The sequence below is a fragment of the Pseudomonas sp. RA_15y_Pfl2_54 genome (assembly GCF_963971015.1).
Taxonomy (GTDB): Bacteria; Pseudomonadota; Gammaproteobacteria; order Pseudomonadales; family Pseudomonadaceae; genus Aquipseudomonas; species Aquipseudomonas baetica_A.
The window spans coordinates 70,547-88,396 of the sequence record NZ_CAXAPN010000007.1; the positions used below are offsets into that span (position 1 = coordinate 70,547).

Annotated in this window: 14 protein-coding genes and 1 pseudogene; 9 read left to right on the plus strand and 6 right to left on the minus strand. The window is 59.3% G+C overall.

Translation table 11 applies throughout. From position 1 onward, the window contains the following. The first annotated feature begins 1 nt into the window (after nucleotide 1). Nucleotides 2-1,393: an efflux transporter outer membrane subunit gene (locus AACY50_RS07115; RefSeq protein WP_339538351.1), complete on the plus strand. Its 1,392-nt coding sequence runs from the start codon at nucleotides 2-4 to the stop codon at nucleotides 1,391-1,393. 42 nt (nucleotides 1,394-1,435) lie between these two features. Here the strand turns inward: AACY50_RS07115 and pvdP are convergent, their stop codons facing one another. Then, entirely contained in the window at nucleotides 1,436-3,055 is a 1,620-nt protein-coding gene (pvdP, locus tag AACY50_RS07120; protein WP_339538352.1) for a pyoverdine maturation tyrosinase PvdP, read from the minus strand. Between the two features lie 186 nt (nucleotides 3,056-3,241). Here pvdP and pvdM point away from each other — a divergent pair, with 186 nt between their 5' ends. From pvdM to AACY50_RS07145, 5 genes are all read left to right on the plus strand, one after another. After that, nucleotides 3,242-4,612 carry a pyoverdine-tailoring dipeptidase-like protein PvdM gene (gene pvdM, locus AACY50_RS07125; protein WP_339465565.1) on the plus strand — a complete coding sequence of 457 codons (1,371 nt, stop codon included), beginning with the start codon at nucleotides 3,242-3,244 and terminating at the stop codon, nucleotides 4,610-4,612. Further along, nucleotides 4,609-5,889, plus strand: a complete 1,281-nt coding sequence (gene pvdN, locus AACY50_RS07130) for a pyoverdine-tailoring periplasmic protein PvdN (protein WP_339433458.1) — start codon at nucleotides 4,609-4,611, stop codon at nucleotides 5,887-5,889. Before pvdM ends, pvdN begins: the two co-directional genes overlap by 4 nt. A gap of 42 nt (nucleotides 5,890-5,931) precedes the next feature. Then, nucleotides 5,932-6,840 (plus strand): dihydropyoverdine dehydrogenase, encoded by a 909-nt coding sequence (pvdO, locus tag AACY50_RS07135; RefSeq protein ID WP_339538353.1) that lies wholly within the window; start codon nucleotides 5,932-5,934, stop codon nucleotides 6,838-6,840. Between the two features lie 147 nt (nucleotides 6,841-6,987). Then, nucleotides 6,988-8,637: a cyclic peptide export ABC transporter gene (locus tag AACY50_RS07140; RefSeq protein WP_339433460.1), complete on the plus strand. Its 1,650-nt coding sequence runs from the start codon at nucleotides 6,988-6,990 to the stop codon at nucleotides 8,635-8,637. A gap of 117 nt (nucleotides 8,638-8,754) precedes the next feature. Beyond that, nucleotides 8,755-11,217, plus strand: a complete 2,463-nt coding sequence (locus AACY50_RS07145) for a TonB-dependent siderophore receptor (protein ID WP_339433461.1) — start codon at nucleotides 8,755-8,757, stop codon at nucleotides 11,215-11,217. 568 nt (nucleotides 11,218-11,785) lie between these two features. Here AACY50_RS07145 and AACY50_RS07150 read toward each other — a convergent pair. Then, nucleotides 11,786-12,451: a ribonuclease T2 gene (locus AACY50_RS07150; RefSeq protein WP_339433462.1), complete on the minus strand. Its 666-nt coding sequence runs from the start codon at nucleotides 12,449-12,451 to the stop codon at nucleotides 11,786-11,788. Between the two features lie 165 nt (nucleotides 12,452-12,616). Here AACY50_RS07150 and AACY50_RS07155 point away from each other — a divergent pair, with 165 nt between their 5' ends. Both AACY50_RS07155 and AACY50_RS07160 read left to right on the plus strand, forming a co-directional pair. After that, entirely contained in the window at nucleotides 12,617-13,099 is a 483-nt protein-coding gene (locus tag AACY50_RS07155) for a hypothetical protein (protein WP_339538354.1), read from the plus strand. Nucleotides 13,100-13,175: 76 nt separating this feature from the next. After that, complete coding sequence (locus tag AACY50_RS07160) at nucleotides 13,176-13,967, plus strand: transporter substrate-binding domain-containing protein (protein ID WP_339433464.1); 792 nt, start codon at nucleotides 13,176-13,178, stop codon at nucleotides 13,965-13,967. 3 nt (nucleotides 13,968-13,970) lie between these two features. On the opposite strand, the gene AACY50_RS07165 is transcribed toward AACY50_RS07160, so the two are convergent. Next, a complete protein-coding gene (locus tag AACY50_RS07165; RefSeq protein WP_339433465.1) occupies nucleotides 13,971-14,180 on the minus strand; it encodes a hypothetical protein in 210 nt (69 codons plus the stop codon). A 133-nt stretch (nucleotides 14,181-14,313) separates the two neighbouring features. Between AACY50_RS07165 and pseH the strand changes: the two genes are divergently transcribed. Further along, complete coding sequence (pseH, locus tag AACY50_RS07170) at nucleotides 14,314-14,865, plus strand: UDP-4-amino-4,6-dideoxy-N-acetyl-beta-L-altrosamine N-acetyltransferase (protein ID WP_339433466.1); 552 nt, start codon at nucleotides 14,314-14,316, stop codon at nucleotides 14,863-14,865. Nucleotides 14,866-14,871: 6 nt separating this feature from the next. Here the strand turns inward: pseH and rimA are convergent, their stop codons facing one another. From rimA to AACY50_RS28715, 3 genes and pseudogenes are all read right to left on the minus strand, one after another. Next, the gene (gene rimA, locus AACY50_RS07175; protein WP_339433467.1) at nucleotides 14,872-15,651 is read right to left on the minus strand and encodes a S6 modification regulatory phosphodiesterase RimA; all 780 of its coding nucleotides are present in this window, start codon (nucleotides 15,649-15,651) and stop codon (nucleotides 14,872-14,874) included. A 145-nt stretch (nucleotides 15,652-15,796) separates the two neighbouring features. Beyond that, entirely contained in the window at nucleotides 15,797-16,669 is an 873-nt protein-coding gene (locus AACY50_RS28710) for a methyl-accepting chemotaxis protein (protein WP_409339157.1), read from the minus strand. Further along, nucleotides 16,655-17,731, minus strand: a pseudogene (locus AACY50_RS28715) (methyl-accepting chemotaxis protein); the annotation flags it as partial. The pseudogene AACY50_RS28715 and the gene AACY50_RS28710, both read right to left, overlap by 15 nt. Between the last annotated feature and the right edge of the window lie 119 nt (nucleotides 17,732-17,850).

A 17,850-nucleotide genomic window follows, 5' to 3' on the forward strand; every position in this document is an offset into this window, starting at 1 on the left:
TATGAAACCACGCCTCAGTTTGTTGACCGTGTGCCTGATCCTCTGCGCCTGCGCCAATCCCGTCCAGCGCCCGGACAGCGGCCTGCTGCCACCGGCGACGTGGCAATCGCCACAAGCCGCCAGCGCCGCCCGCAACAATGCACAGTGGTGGACGCAGTTCGGCAGCCCGGAACTCGACAGCCTGATCGAACAGGCACGCGCCGGCAGCCTCGACCTCGCGGCGGCCGTTGCCCGGGTGCGTCAGGCGCAGGCCGACACGGTGATCGCCGGTGGCTCATTGCTGCCAGAAGTCAAAGCCGGGCTCAACGCCAATCGGCAAACACTGCTGCGCGGTAACGGCTATAGCCAACTGGACGCCAACAGCAGCAACAAGGCCGTGGACTACTTCGATACAAATCTGAGTGCCACTTACGAAATCGACTTCTGGGGCGGCAAACGCGCGTCCCGCGACAGTGCGCAATTCACCCTGCAGGCCAGTGAATTCGATCGTGCGACCGTGGAGCTGACACTGCTCAGCGGCGTTGCCAATACCTATGCAAAAACCCTGTCGCTGCGCGAGCAAAGCCGCATCGCCGAGCTGAATCTGGCCAACGCGCAAAGCGTGCTGAAACGGGTGCAGACGCGCTTTGACTCAGGCTCGGCCACCGCGCTGGAACTGGCGCAGCAGAAGAGCCAGGTCGCCGCGCAACAATGGCAACTGCCGCGCGTGCAACAGGAGGCCCAGGAAGCACTGATCAGCCTGGCCGCCCTGCTCGGCCAACCGGTGCAGCAACTGTCGCCGAAAGAATCCTTCGATCACCTGCACTGGCCGGACATTGCTGCTGGGGTTCCCAGCGAGCTGCTCAGCCGTCGTCCGGACATCGCTCGCGCCGAAGCGCAACTGGCTGGCGCCGAGGCCGACGTCAAAGTCGCCCGCGCGGCCATGCTGCCGGCGCTGACCCTGACGGCTCAGCTCGGCTCAGGCGCCAACCAGTTCGACGACCTGTTCCGCAGCCCGTTCTATAACCTCACCGCCGGATTGGTCGCGCCCGTTTTCAATAACGGCCGTCTCGGCGCTGAACGCGACAAGGCCACGGCACGCCAGCAAGAACTGCTGGAGAACTATCGTGGCGCGATCATCAATGGCTTCGCTGATGTGGAGAAAGCCCTCAACAGCATTCGGCGCCTTGATGAGCAGCGGTTGTGGCAGAACGAAGAATTAAGCCAGGCGCAGACCGCCTTCAACATCGCCCAAAGCCGCTATCAGGCCGGCGCCGAAGACTTGCTGACGGTACTGGAAACCCAGCGCACGTTGTATGCGGCGCAGGATCAGAACGTACAACTGCGGCTGTCGCGGGTGCAGGCGAGCATTGCGTTATACAAGGCACTTGGGGGTGGGTGGCAGGCGCTGTAATTTCGCTGCCTGCCTGCTCGCGAAATAACCATGACGCAGCCCTCAAGCCGGGCTGGTTTTAGGCTTCAGATTGCGCGCATACCATGGTCGTTGCGGCACGCGACGGAACAGGCCGGCGAGCTTGTCCTCGTCGGTGATGAAGGTGATGCGCAGCGCCAGTTTCATGGTTTCCGGGTCCATTTCGACGGTTTTTCCCCTCTGCAATCCCAGCGTGGTGCTGCAACCATGGGTGATCGGCCCCAGCCACGGATCATCGACCTCGACCCAGCGCCCCGGTGCGAACCAATGCACGCCGTTGACTTGCAGGCGCGTGACTTCACCCGGATGGAAACGCTCGTGAGCGCGGAACCAGTCTTCGATCCGGTCATCGATCCAGCCATGAAAATGCCAAAACACCGGATTGACGTGGGACGAGAACGGATCGCCAAGAAAGTCGTTTTCGGCGTTGTACCAGCGTGCGGCGAAGTCCGCAGGATCGCGGGCAAACGGCACCGGTTGACCATTGGACGGATCGCGCGGCACCGAAGCCCAACGCATGTGCAGCCAGTCATGCAGGCCCAACTCGACTTCCGAGCCAAACTGCCCCAGCGTGAGTTTTGCCAGATACGCCGGATCACGGTACTGCGACTCCCAGACCTGGAAATTGCTTTCGTAAGTTTCGGCGGTCTTGATGTCGCTAACCCATTGACTGAACTCGTCATCGCCTGTGGCCGTCCACGTCGGTGGCAAAGCCGTGCCGTCATGATTATCGAAGTAACGGGCAAAACCGATGCGGTCGCGGATCAACTCCGGCTGCGGCAGCGGGAAGTATTCCCAGGAGGGCAGATCCTGCATCGATCGCGCCGTCCCGAGCATGTGCCGGTGCATGAAGAAAAAGTCCACGCCCGAACCGTTGCGATCCTTGCGCGGGCCACGGGCATCACGCTCCTTGTCACGCGGGCCGGGTTGCCAGCCAATGCCGCGCAACGCCTCGCGCTTGTCTTCGGGAAGCTTGTGCCACTTGTCCCGGGTTGCATGCCACAACTGGTGGAACAGGCGATGTTCAGGAGAGATCAGCCAGGCCAGCAACGTCGCGTTCAACGGTGTGCGCTCGCGCGATTCGGGAAACAGGCGCTTGACCGCCACGAAGCGGTTGTCCTGCGCTGGCAGGCTCAACGCCCGATCAAGTCGCAGCGCTTTGCCGCTGAGGGTGCCACTGCCGGCATTGCCGAAGTCGGCCCAGACTTCATCGAGGATCATTTCCAGCTCATAGCTGATCTGGCCATCAGCGCCGATCAGCCGCCAACTCAACTTCGCGGCATCGGCCCCGGCGAGATCGCCAAGAATTCGGTAACAAGGCCTGTCGCCAGAGCGCAAGCGTTCGGGCGCATCGAGAAAGCCGCACACGCCTCGGCCCTTCTGGCCAATGTCCAGAAACACTTGCAGCCCCTTCAGCGGCAAGCCTTCAAGACCTGCGTCACAGCCTTCGAAACGGATGTCCCAAACCCCGCGCAACGCATTCGCCAAGCGTTGCCCGGCCCTGTCGGCGACGTCGAATGATGCTTCGCCAGGCGTGATCGTCGGGTCCGGCTTCGTCCATTCACGATGCCCAAAATAAACCGCCGGCACGGCAGCGCCCGTCAGCGCCAGGCCCGCCATGAACCATCGTCGAGAAATCTTCATTGCCCTACCTGTGTCAGCCATGAAGCAGGCTTTATCCAAGCTAGAACGTTTGTTGCTGCGGCAAATTTAAGGCGCCGCTTTTGCCAGAGGTTCACGCGCCTAAATTTCCCTGCCGACTACTCGTTCTTCCCAGATAGCAAAGGCCCCCGCGCCTGCACCTCGATGGCGAACCTGACTGAGATGGCAATGACAAAACCACGTTCGAAAAAGGCTCTATTGATCGGCCTGCCACTGGCCCTGGCAATCAGCGCCGGCGCAGGCTTTGCCGTTTGGCAACTCGGGTTCAAGGACGACCTCGGCTACCCGGTCAAAGTCATGAAACAGGCCGATGAGCTGCACGAACGCATGCTCTCCTTCGACAGCCATGTCAGCCTGACGCAAAATTTCGGCACCGACGGCCACGAAGCCGACAAGGACGGTGACGGCCAGTTCGATCTGGCCAAGGCCAACCGTGGACGTCTGTCGGGCGCTGCGCTGACCATCTTCGGCTGGCCGGAAATGTGGAACGGTCCGAATGCGCCTCACAAACCGACGCCCGGCTTCGTCGAAGAGGCGCGCAACCAGCAGGAGATCCGCTTCAAGATCATTTCCGGCATGGTCCGTGACTATCCCAATCAGGTCGCCATCGCCTACACCCCGGACGATTTCCGGCGCCTGCACGGCGAAGGCAAGTTCGTGATTTTCATCAGCATGCTCAACGCCTATCCACTGGGCCACGACCTGAGCCTGCTGGACATGTGGACGGCACGCGGCATGCGCATGTTCGGCTTCAGCTACATCGGCAACAACGACTGGGCCGATTCGTCGCGTCCGCTGCCGTTCCTCAATGATTCGCCGGACGCCCTCGATGGCCTCTCGGATCTGGGCAGGCAAGCGGTCAAGCGCCTGAACGATCTGGGTGTGATCATCGACGTATCGCAGATGTCGACCAAGGCCCTTGAGCAAGTCGCGCAACTGAGCCGCACGCCACTGGTGGCTTCGCATTCGGCGCCGCGAGCGATGGTCGATATTCCGCGCAACCTCAGCGACAAGGAAATGCAGTTGATCAAGAACAGCGGCGGCGTCGTCCAGATCGTCGCGTTCTCGCAGTACCTGCGTCCGCTGACTCTGGAAACCCAGAACAAACTCAACGAAATGCGCAAGGCGTTCGACCTGCCGCCATTGCCGAATCTGGCCATGGCGCTGATGCCCGGCGATCCGATCATTGCCGCGTGGTCCGAGCAGAAGTTCGGCCAGTACGCCGGCCGCCTCTACGGGATCCTCGAACAAGAGCCGAAAGCCAGCCTCAAGGATCTGGGGGACGCCATTGATTACGCGGTGCGCAAGATTGGCATCGATCACGTCGGCATCAGCTCCGACTTCAATGAAGGCGGCGGCGTCAAAGGTTTCGAGAACGTGGCAGAGATCCGCAACGTCACCGCCGAGCTGATCTCGCGCGGTTATTCCGAAGCCGACATCGCCAAGCTCTGGGGAGGCAATTTCCTGCGGGTCTGGGATCAGGTCGAAAAAGCCGCGAAACCTTCGCTGGCCACCGCGCAGGAAACCGCCAAGCCATGAGCAATCGCCGTGACTTTCTGAAGCAGGCGGGAATTCTCGCCGCGGCGTTGCCACTGGGGGCGAGCCTGCCGAGTGTCGCCAGCGCCTCAGCAGCCGCGCCGTTGCCACGCAACAAGTGGGCGCAGTTGCAGCAACTGTTCGATCAGGATCCGGATTACCTGCACTTCTCCAATTTTTTGGTCACCTCGCACCCCAAACCCGTGCGCGACGCCATCGAAATGCACCGCTCCGCCCTCGACAAGAACCCTGGCCTGGCGATGGACTGGGATCTGGGTGTGATCGAACAGCGCGAAGAAAACGTGCGGATCTGGGCGGGTCGTTACCTGCAAGTCAACGCGAAGCAGATCGCGCTGACGGGCAGCACCACCGAAGGCTTGGCGACGATTTACGGCGGCGTACATGTGCGCGCCGATCAGGAAATCCTCACCACCGTCCACGAGCATTACGCGACTCACACCATCCTCGCTTTGCGCACCGAACGCGACGGCACGCGGGTGCGCAAAATCCCTCTGTTCAAAGATGTGCACCGCACCAGCAAAGCTGAAATCCTGGCCGCCATCGACAGCGCCATTCGCCCCGAAACCCGCGTGCTGGGGATGTGCTGGGTGCATTCGGGCAGCGGCCTGAAACTGCCGATCGGCGAGATCGGCGCCCTCGTCGACAAACACAACCGTGGGCGCAGTGACGCTAACCGAATCATTTATGTGGTGGATGGCGTTCACGGTTTTGGCGTGGACGACCTGAGTTTCACGCAGATGAACTGCGATTTTTTTATCGCCGGCACCCACAAATGGATGTTCGGCCCGCGCGGCACCGGCCTCATTTGCAGCCGCTTCGAAGAGGTCAGGTACATCACACCGATCATTCCAACGTTCTCCGAAGCGACAACGTTTTCCACCACCATGACCCCCGGTGGCTATCACGCGTTCGAACACCGTTGGGCGCTGGACGAAGCGTTCAAGTTGCACCTGCAATTGGGCAAGGCAGAGGTCGAGGCGCGCATTCACGCGCTTAACAGCTACCTGAAAAAACGCCTGCAACAACGCCCGTCAATTGAACTCGTCACGCCATTGAGCCCTGAGCTGTCCGCCGGCTTCACGTTCTTCCGGGTCAAGGACGAGGACAGCGACAAGATCGCTGCGCACCTGATGAGCAATCGTGTGGTGGCCGATGCCGTCAACCGCGATGTCGGCCCGGTCATCCGCACCGCTCCGGGGCTGCTCAACGACGAAGCCCAGATCGACCGACTGCTGGCCGTGCTCGACCAAGCTCTTTGATCCCGCGCGATCCCTTTTTTTCCTTTTAGCGAGCCCCCTCCAATGAACAGTGAACTGCGTCGTTTTTCCTTGAAGGCTGTGCCGGCACTGATGCTCACCGCCCTCGCCATCAGCCTGCTGCCAGGCGCCGCCCACGCCGCCACGCCACCTGCGCCGGGCAAGGTGTTCAAGGACTGCAAGGACTGCCCGGAAATGGTCGTACTGCCCACCGGCACGTTCACCATGGGCACTCCGGATGACGAAGTCGGCCGCGAACCTGACGAAGGCCCGATGCACCCGGTGACGTTTGCCAACCCGCTGGCGATCAGCCGCTTTCAGATTTTGAAGAGCCAGTGGGACGCCTACCTCACCGACACCGGTTACAACATGCCCGACGGTGACACCCGCCCCGGTCGCGCCTGCAAGGCCGGCATTCCCGACTATCAGGGCAGCGACCCGAAAAAGCAGTACACCGACAAGCATCCGGCGGTGTGCATGGACTTCCCTGAAGTCGAGGCGTACGTGGCGTGGCTGTCGAAGAAAACCGGCAAGCCATATCGACTGGTCAGCGAATCCCTGCGTGAATACGCCGCCCGCGCCGGCAGCAGCGGCCCCTTCCCCTTCCCGTTCGATGAGGGCAAGGAATACAGCATCGCCAAACACGCCAACACCTACGGCGCCGCCGATGGCTACAACTTCACTGCGCCGGCCGGCAGCTTCCCGGCCAACGCCTTCGGCGTCTACGACATGCACGGCAACATCTATGAATGGACAGCCGATTGCTACAACGAAAACTACGTCGGTGCGCCCAGCGATGGCAGTGCCTGGTCGAGCGGCAAATGCGAAGTGCGCCGCATACGCGGCAACGACTGGGGTGAGGCGCCAGTGTTCTCGCGCTCCGGCAATCGCAACGCGACCTACACCGACACGCGCGGCGACTGGATCGGCTTTCGCGTCGCCCGCGATCTGTAGCGCTATCGCCCGGCTAAATTAGCCGTCCTGCCAGTCGTTTTACAGGTGGGCGCCAACCGACACGGCGCGCCACCGCCCTCTACGTCATCCAGGCGAAGCCCGCGAGTCAATGCCGGCCTTCGCCGCTCTCTCAAGCAGGGAACCTCCATGAGCAATCCAACACGCGGGGTGATCAATGAATTGTTCGCCCTGCTCAAACCCTTTCGGCTGATCGTCACCGGCGCGATCCTGCTCGGCATGGTCGGTGGTCTGAGCGTCACCGCGTTACTGGCAACCATCAACAGCGTGCTGCACAGCGAAGGCGACCTGAGCAACACCATGGTCGCGGTCTTCGCCGGCCTGTGTCTGCTAGCCCTGACCACCTCGATTTTTTCCGACATTGGCACCAACTATGTCGGCCAACACATCATCGCCAAACTGCGCAAGGAACTGGGCGAGAAAGTCCTCTCGGCGCCGATCGAGCAGATCGAGCGCTACCGCAGCCATCGCCTGATTCCGGTGTTGACCCACGACGTCGACACCATCAGCGACTTCGCGTTCGCATTCGCCCCGCTGGCGATTTCGATGACCGTGACCCTCGGGTGCATGGGTTATCTGGCGATGCTGTCGTGGCCGATGTTTCTGCTGACGGTGGTCGCCATTCTGATCGGCACGGTCGTTCAGTACATTGCTCGCGGGCGTGGCATGCAGGGTTTCATGAAGGCCCGCGACTACGAAGACGAACTGCAGAAGCACTACCACGCGCTCGCCGAGGGCGCCAAGGAACTGCGCATCCACCGTCCGCGCCGGCACCGCATGTTTGTCTCGGGCATTGAAGGCACGGCGGACAAGATCTGCGACATTCAGGTGCGATCGGTGAACATATTCGTGATCGCCAAGACGCTCGGTTCGATGCTGTTCTTCGTCGTGATCGGTCTTGCGCTGGGCCTGCAATCGCTGTGGCCGAGCGCCGACAAAGCGGTCATGAGCGGCTTTGTACTGGTGCTGCTGTATATGAAAGGCCCGCTCGAACACATCATTGCCGCGCTGCCGATTGTCAGTCGCGCGCAGATCGCGTTCCGCCGTATCGCCGAGTTGTCCGAGCAGTTTTCCTCACCCGAACCGCACCTGCTGCTCAACGATCAAGGCCATAAAAAGACAACGGTGCAGAGCCTGGAGCTGACCGACGTCTCGTACAGTTTTCCGACCGTACAAGGCACGATCCCATTCCGTCTCGGGCCGGTGAACCTGAAGATCGAACAGGGTGACATCCTCTTCATCGTGGGCGAGAACGGCTGCGGCAAAACCACCCTGATCAAACTGCTGCTGGGCCTGTACGCGCCGCAGCAAGGTGAAATCCGCCTCAACGAGCAGATCATCGACGCCACCACCCGTGACGATTACCGTCAATTGTTCACCACGATTTTCGCCGACTACTACCTGTTCGACGACGTGGTGCAGGGCGACACGCACATTCCGCAAGATGCCAACAAATATCTGGAGCGTCTGGAAATCGCGCACAAGGTCAGCGTGCGCGACGGTTCGTTCACGACCACCGACCTCTCGACCGGCCAACGCAAGCGTCTGGCCCTGATCAACGCGTGGCTGGAAGAACGGCCGGTACTGGTGTTCGACGAGTGGGCCGCCGACCAGGACCCGACCTTCCGCCGCATCTTCTATACCGAACTGCTGCCTGACCTCAAGCGTCTGGGCAAAACCATCATCGTCATTTCCCACGACGATCGTTACTTCGATGTCGCCGATCAACTGGTGCGCATGAACGCCGGCAAAGTGGTCACCGAGCTTCAACCCGCCTGATTGTGAAAAATTTGTAAAAAAAGTGCGTTGAGTCTTTCCGGTTTTCGGAAGGCTCAACGTCTTACTTACAGTTAATAGAAATAGTTCTCAGTCAACACTTTGAAGAGTAGAAGAACAATGCCCGCACCGCACGGACTCCACCCGCTCGCCAAGGCTCTGCTGATCCGCCGCTCCTTAGGTTCCACGTTGCCAGCGCTGTGCGCCATGGCTCTGACCCTGCCATTGGCAGGCCAGGCCCAGGCCGCCGCCGTGGCGATCAATATTCCTGCTCAGTCGCTGGGGAGCGCTTTGCAGGAATTCGGCCGCCAGACCAACCTCCAGGTGCTGTACAGCCCGGATGAAGTGAGTGGCCTGCGCAGCACCGCCGTCAACGGCAACCTGGAACCAACGGCCGCGATCGCCCAGTTGCTCAATGGCACCGACATCGCCTACAGCGTGCAGGGCAACAACGTCGCATTGCGCGCCCGCAACGCCAACGGCGCCAGCCTGGATCTGGCACCGACCAACATTTCCGCCTCCGCGGAATCAGCCTGGGGTCCGGTTGCCGGGATCGTCGCCAAGCGCAGCGCCTCGGGTTCGAAAACCGATACGGCGATCAAGGAAATTCCGCAGACCATCAACGTCGTGACTCAAGACGAAATCAAGATGCGCGGTTCGAAGTCGGTGACCGAAGCCCTGCTCTACACACCAGGCATGACCGGCGGCGGTTTTGCAGACCGGGTGAAGATTTTCGACGAGCCAACCTCCCGTGGCTTTTCCCCTACCCCGCTGTACCTCGATGGCCTGCACATGCCTTATGGCGGCGGCAGCACCGGCGGTTCGCTGCAGATCGACCCGTACACCCTGGAGCGCGTCGAAGTGCTCAAGGGCCCTGCGTCGGTGCTTTACGGCCAGAACCAGCCTGGCGGTATCGTCAACATGGTCAGCAAGCGTCCGACCGCCACTGCGCTGCACGAAGTGAAGATCGGTGGCGGCAGCTATGACCGTAAATACGGTGCCTTCGACTTCGGCGGCCCGATTGACGATCAGGGCGAGTTCCTCTATCGCCTGACCGGCGTGTTCAACGACAGCAACTCGGCCATCGACTATGCCAGCCAGAACCGCATGTTGCTGGCGCCAAGCCTGACCTGGCTACCGAACGACCGCACCACCATCACTGTCTTCGGCCAGTACCAGAAAGACCACGACGTACCGGAAGCCCAGGGTTTACCTGCGTTCGGCACGGTCAAGAGCACCTCGAACGGGCGTATCAGCCGCAGCCGGTTCATTGGCGAGCCGGACGTGAACAAGTACCACCGCGAGCAGTTCGTCCTCGGTTACGAAATCGCCCACGAACTCAACGACGTCTGGACCCTGAAACAGAACGCTCGTTACGCCGACGTCAACGACCAGTACGTGGCGCCGCTGCACGGTTATTCGTTCCCGACCAACCCGGTCACCGGCCTTAACGACAATAGCTACCAGAACCGTTACGCGGTGGACTGGTCGCAGCACAACAAGGTTTACGGCATCGATAACATCGCCCAGGCCAAGTTCAAGACTGCCGATATCGACCACACCGTGCTGTTGGGCGTGGACTACTACCACTTCAACTCGCAGTTCCTTGGCCTCTATGACCGCACCGCCCCGGGTATCGACCTGTACAACCCGGTATATGGCAGCCAGATCAATTTCCGCCAGCCGTACAAATGGGACAACACCATCACGCAGACCGGCCTGTACGCTCAGGATCAACTGCGCTGGAACCAGTGGTTCCTGACACTCGGCGGTCGTTATGACTTCGCTGAAACGGATAACAAGCAACCACTGACTCGCGGCCACACCAACCAGAAGGACGAGAAGTTCACCGGTCGTGCCGGCCTTGGTTATGAGTTTGAGAACGGCATCACGCCATACGTGAGCTACGCCGAATCGTTCCTGCCGCAAACCGGTACTGACATGGGCGGCGGCGCATTCGAACCCACCACCGGCAAGCAGTACGAAGTCGGTATCAAGTACGAGCCGACGTCCATCGATGGCTTCATCCAGGTTTCGGCCTACCAGATCGACCAGGACAACATGCTCACCTCGGACCTCAACAATCCGGGTTTCAGCACCCAGAGCGGGACCGTGCGCTCGCGTGGTGTCGAGTTGGAAGGCAAGGTCAATGTCACCCGCAACCTGCGCGTAATGGCTGCGGTGTCACGTAACCAGACCAAGTGGGAGAAAGACAACGACGGTCGTGAAGGTCGCACCCTGGCGATGCGTCCACCACTGACCGCGTCCGCTTGGGTCAACTACGACTTCGACAACTCCACTGCCCTGGCCGGTTTCGGTATGGGTCTGGGTGCACGCTACGTGCGCAGCAGCTACGGTTCGGACTACGAGTCGGACTCGTTCCAGATCCCGTCCTACACCGTGTATGACGCCATGGTCTCCTATGACCTGGAAAAATCGCCGCTGCACATCAAAGGCGTGAAGCTGCAAGCCAACCTGCAGAACCTCACCGACGAGAAGTACGTTGCCGCGTGCAACAGCACCCTCGACTGCTACTACGGCGAAGGCCGTACCATGACCGCCGACGTGACCTACAACTGGTAATACGTTCAGCACTCACTAAAGCGCCGACATCTGTCGGCGTTTTTCTTGCTTGATTGAGCGAGGCGGCCGTTGGGCCGACCATGCTCTTGTAGCCTTTGTGAATATCCGTTTTTTGGGTGTTGCGGCTGGCGGTTCCGCTCTTACAGCGGGTCACTTTTTCCGGACGTACTTCATCTCGCCAAGACTCAGTGTTCCCTCGCTACGGTGGGCTCCAAGTCAAAGGCCAACGCAGATCAAAAGATCGCACCCTTCGGCAGCCTCTACAGGGAATGGGGGCACCCGCCAGAGACTGGTCGGCTGGCAGGCCACCATCGCCAACAGGCTGGCGCCTACAGTTTTAATTTGCGTACACACAACGAGCGTTAGCTCGCGTACAGCGCTTGACCTCAAAGGCCCGTCGGCAGGCTTCGTTCCGGGATTGATCCGGGGGTCGGAGCGCAGCGGCCGTTCGACGAAGTCGAACACATCGAGAGCAGGTGCAGCGAAGGGCTGCCCCCTAAGAAGCCATTACCTTCAAGCAAAAAAGGCGCCCATTCAGGCGCCGTTCCTTGAACAATTGCCGATCACATCACCGCGACGGCGGAACCCGAATATCCCCTGCCCGGCACTGAGTTTTCACACCCTTGCCACAGGCGCCAGGCTGCAGGTCTTTACCCATGCACACGCGTACCTCCGACAATTCCGGGCCGCTGCAAATCACCGCGATGCCATCCGCCGCAATCCCCGGGTTAGCCTTGCGGAACAAGTCGGAAATCTCCTGCGCCTCAAAGTAATAGGACGTACTGAACGGTTGCAGCTCTTGCGGGATTTTCACCGCGCCCACCGCTTTATCCGCCGCATCCAGATAGCCCATCGCGCCGAGACCACTGCACGTGCCATGTTTCGACCATTCGTGATCAAGCAATTTGCGGGTCGGGAACAGCGTCATGCCCTTGCTGCTCTGCTCTGCCGACAGCGTAGCCATCGGCGGGCAGAATTCTGGCCAGCCGCCCTTGGCGTATTGCGGCCACAGACCATGCAGCACGAAACCGTAACCTTTGCCGGAACACTGCACGTCGTCCTTGTGTGTAAGGCAAAACGTCGGCGACCAGGACAACGACAGCAGGTAGTAATCAAACACCCCCGCCACTGATTCCGCCTGCACCTTGCTGGCCTGGGATTGGCGCGCCGAACTCAGGCCGATACTACCGGCCGTCAGCGCAATCACCGCCAAAATTGTAAACAGCTTTTTCATACACCCGCTCCTTGGGACGCTTGCGTCCGTGGTTTTCGATCCTGACCCGACTGGGTCAGCCATGATTTCGACACGCTTGTGTTGCAAGCGCATGACGCAAGGCAACGCTGTACTCCGTTGAAAGGTCTACGATTAATAAGCAGACATCAAACACAGGGATCCGAAATGAGTAAAGCAGACGAACTCGCCGCGAAGCTCAAGCAAACCCGGCACACCCCCGCGGACGACATTACCTGCGCGGAACTGGAGATCGATTGCTGGCCGGCGCAGGTCTATGACCTGTACCACCGCATCGAGGCGTGGTTGCAGCCAGTGACCGAAGTCGGCCTGAAGATTCGACGCAACCCTACCCACGTTTGCGAAAGTTCGCCCGACGGCCAAACCCATGATTACGCCATCGACCAACTGATGATCGAGGCCAACCACCACAGCCTCACGTTTGATCCCATCGCACGCTTTACCGAGGATGGTTGCGGTCGTGTGCAGATTACCCTGCCAGGCAAAGACACTTCCCTGCTGCGCACCGTCGATGAGCACCACGAAAGCCATTGGTGGTTGCAGTCGATGGAAACCGGGCAGCAACTGGATGCGATTGCACTGACGGAAAACAACCTGTTGCAGGTGGTGCAGGAGGGATTAGGCTTGTAAGTGCATCGTACCGATAGGGATCAGCGCCAAGAACGTGGTTAACTTCTCGCTCCGATCCCTTGGAAGCTCGACAGCCATGAGAACAACCACAATCCTGCTCGGTACCCTGCTGGCCCTGCCCCTGACCTTCAGCGCTCAGGCTTCAGAACAATCGTCACATCTGGACACCCTCCAGCAACAAGGCCAACTGCGCGTCTGCACCACCGGCGACTACAAGCCCTACACTTTCAAGCGCGACGACGGCGAATTCGAAGGCATCGACATCAGCATGGCGCGCTCGCTGGCCGAAAGCCTCGGCGTCAAAGTCCAATGGGTGCAGACCACTTGGAAAACCCTGATGCCCGACATGCAGGCCGGTAAGTGCGACATCGGCATGGGCGGGATTTCGGTGACCCTGGAACGGCAGAAAAAGGCCTATTTCAGCAACACCCTTGACGTCGACGGCAAGATCCCGCTGGTGCGTTGCGCCGATCAAGCCAAGTACCAGACCCTCGAACAGATCAACCAGCCCAACGTAAGACTGGTCGAGCCTGCCGGCGGCACCAACGAAGCCTTCGTTCATGCCTTCCTGCCCAAGGCACAACTGGCCCTGCACGACAACGTGACGATCTTTGAGCAACTGCTCGACAACAAGGCCGACGTAATGATCACCGACGCCTCGGAAGCGCGTTATCAGCAGAAGCTCAAACCCGGCTTGTGTGCGGTCAACCCGCACCAATTCATGCAGTACGGGGAAAAAGCCTACCTGCTGCCGCGCGATGACATCAGCTGGAAACTGTACGTCGATCAGTGGCTGCATCTGAGCAAGGTCACTGGCCAATATCAGAAAGTGCTGAGTGAATGGATTGCCGTAACACCTGAGCAGTAATCCTCAGTCGTCATGCAACAGGCCGGAGCTGTATTGGTTGAAGCTGTTAGCCATATTGCTCCCGCCAAACTTCAAGGTGTTGGCATTGCGCCCCTGCGGCGACTGACAGTCGCTGGAGAAACAACTTGTCGTGGTCAACCCTCCCGCCCCCGAACACGCACTCAACACCGACACAGTCGCAATCAACAACACTTTGACGACGTTCAGACTCATGGCACGATTCCCCTCGGGATGGAAAGCAACGATCTTGTGTCAGCATCCTAGGCCCGCGCCGTACCCGGCAACATGAAACTTTCGTGATCGACAGCGCCAGTTCAGAATCACAGCGCCAGACAAGGACATCTGCATGCAATTTCTTCCCTTGACCGAAGCCAGCCCCGACCTCCAGGCCCACGTCCGCCACCTGCGCAATCAGCAAGACGTGCGCAAGTACATGTACACCTCCCACGAAATCACCGAACAGGAACATGCCAACTGGCTGGCCTCCTTGCAGGCCAACCCACGGCAGCAGGTTTTTGTAGTGATCAAGGATCAACAAGCGGCCGGGGTTGTTTCGTTGAATGCGATCAATGCAATGCACAAAACCGCCGATTGGGCGTTTTATCTGGATGTCAGATTGCAGGGTAAAGGACTGGGCAGTGTTGTTGAGTTCTGGATGCTGGATTACGCCTTTGACGTCGCGGGGCTGGAAAAGCTGAATTGCGAAGTGCTGGCGATGAATTCGGCGGTGGTCAAAATGCACCAGAAGTTCGGGTTCGAAGTGGAAGGCGTACGGCGACAGAACGTGGTGAAAGATGGAGTGCGGGTTGACGTCGTGCTATTGGGGATTACCAAGGCTGAGTGGCTACACAAACGCTCGGCGCTGGCCCCCGTTATCGAGCGGATCAGTGCGAGCTGAAGACGCTCAGCGCTTGAGCCACGCCCCCTTTGGAATCTGCGCCAGTGACTTGAAAGCAGGTTTGGCGAACCAGAAACCCTGCATCAGATAAATGCCGCAATCAGCGAGAAAGTCTCTTTCCTGCGCCTCTTCTATGCCCTCGGCGATCACCTCGACGCCCAACTCTCTACACATGTTCACAACGTTACGCACGATGGTCTGGCGAACTCGGTCAAGGTGGATATCCCGGATCAACGCCATATCCAGCTTGATCAAGTCCGGCTGAAAGTCCGCCAATAAGTTAAGACCGGAATAGCCTGCGCCAAAGTCGTCGATCGCCGTCTTGAAACCAAACTCACGGTACTCACGCAAGATGTTCGTCAGATGGCTGTTCTTTTCAACGTGCTCGCCCTCAACCGCCTCGAAGATCAAGCGATCCAGCGGGAACCCGTGAGCGCGCGCCGCTTCAAGCGTGCTGCGAATGCACAATTCCGGACGGTAAACGGCATTCGGCAAAAAGTTGATCGACAGGTACTCGGTCATACCTAACTGAGCCGCCGTGGAAATAGCCCGAACACGACACAGTTGATCGAATCGATAACGATTTTGATCGTCTACCTGCTCCAGAACTGACAACGCCCCCTCACCATTCACGCCGCGAACCAAGGCTTCATGGGCAAAGGTTGTTTGATCGCGCAGATCCACAATGGGCTGAAACGCAAAGGCGAAATCCAGATCCGGCGCGCCTTGGTTTTTGCAGCCCTGGCAGCCTCCGGGTGAGGCGGATGTTTTTGGAAAGTCGGTCATGACGCCCCCTGATAATGGGTTGCAACCGTCCGTGGTGATAAATAAAGAAACAGCGCTTGAGCCGGGTTATCTGCCAACCCAAGCATCACTTTAGCCCAACGGCGCCTGAATATTTGAAGGTGCCGTGGACTGATCGTTCGCATAATCAGGTGCGGAAATGCGCAGTCATTCGCTGCAAGTCCTGCCCCAGCGACGCCAGCTCAATCGTCGCTGCCGCACTCTCTTCGCTGGCAACCGCCGACTGGTCGGCCACATCACGCACGCTGACGATGCTGCGATTAATCTCGTCGGCCACGGCACTTTGCTGCTCGGCAGCGGCCGAGATCTGCAGGCTCATTTCCTGAATCGTACCGATGGACTGATTGATCTCGGTAATCGCCAACTCGGCTTTTTGCGCCAACACCACCGTATCGAGGGTGCGCTCGCGGCTGGAGGCCATCAGCGTAGAGGCCGCTTGCGTGCCTTGTTGCAGGGTAATGATCAGTGCCTCGATTTCCTTGGTCGAGTCCTGTGTGCGCTGGGCCAGCGAGCGTACTTCGTCTGCTACCACGGCGAATCCACGTCCTTGCTCACCCGCCCGCGCTGCTTCGATAGCGGCATTCAACGCCAGCAAATTGGTCTGTTCGGCGACGGCCTTGATCACATCGATCACTTTACCGATCTGCTCACTGTCCTGAGACAGCACGTTCATCGCACCGCCCAACGCTTCAATGGCCACAGCGAGCTCACTGATCTGCACCGTCGCCTGTTTCACCACCGTACTGCCGTGGCGCGCCTGTTGATCGGCCAACGTCGCGGCCGCGGACGCATCGGTGGTGTTGCGCGCGACCTCCTGCACCGTCGAGGCCATTTCGTGCATCGCCGTGGCGACTTGATCGACTTCACTTTTTTGCTGACGAACACCCGCGCTGGTCTGCTCGCTCATCGCCGAAAGTTTTTCCGCCGAGGTCGAAATATGCGTGACACCATTGCCGATGCCTTGCACCAACGTGTTCAGGTTCTGCGCCATGTCTTGCATCGCGTTTTGCAGATCGCCCAACTCATCCTTGCGATTTGATTTGGCCTGTACCGTCAGATCGCCCTTGGCAATTCGTCGAGCCAGATCAACCGTCAATGCCAGCGGCGCAGTGATCTGGCGCGAGATAACCACCGAAGCGAACAACCCGACCAACAGCGCCAACAGGGTCAACACCGCCATCTGAATAAACGCTGAGCGCTGATCTTCAAGCGCCAGGCGCTGCTGGGTATCCATCAGACCGTTCATGATGCTGTCCATCGCCTTGCTTTCCTGATCGACCTGCTGACGCATGCTCTGCTTCTGCGCAAACAGCCCGGCCACTTCCACCAAGACGTCGCGATAACGACGCATCCCGGCGTACGCTTCTTCAACCTGGCTCGACAGGGTCGCCGGCAAACGGGTACGCGCTTCAGTGATATCGCTCAGGAACGTGTCGGTCGTCGCCATAAGCACATTTTTGTTCACCTCATTCGGCACCGCGATGTAGCGACGCAACATCAGGCGAAACAGGGTCATGCCGTTGCGCAAGTCAGCCACCGTACGTAACTCCCGAACGCGCTCGCTATCGGCTGACGCCAGAGCGCTGGTTGTGGTGCTTTCAAGCATCCCGGCAAACGTGTCTGCGTACTTGTCGGACAGCGCACTCAGCGGTTTCAAGGCATCCGTCGTCGACTTGTCGGCATCGATCAGCCGCTTCACCTTTTCATCATAGGCAAGGATAGACGCTTGCAAAGCCTTCAAGGCTTGTTGGTTTTCGGCACGCGTCAACGTTTCCAGTGCCCTGCCCACCAAGCCCTGCAAGACATTGAGCTGAGCGTGATAAGAATCAACGAAAGCAGCGTCAGCCGCAGCTTCGTACTGTTTTTCGGACAATCGCATATTTTGCGTAGCGTCATTCAACGTGCCAATCAGGCGCGTCGTACTCAAGCGATCAACCAGCACGTTGTTGCTGTTATAGCCAATGAAAGCAACGGCCAAAACAGCCAGCAAAAGAATGCCGAAACCGGTTCCCAGCTTGCGGGAAACCTTGATGTCACCCAGGAAATTCGATGCTACTGCCATATTCAGCCTCAAACGCCCTGACGCGAAACGTCAGGCACAAAAAATAGATCTTCGGCAACTGCAGTCACCGTCCAGATATTCGGGGGTCGTCATCCAAGGCGTGTTACGGAACACTCCAG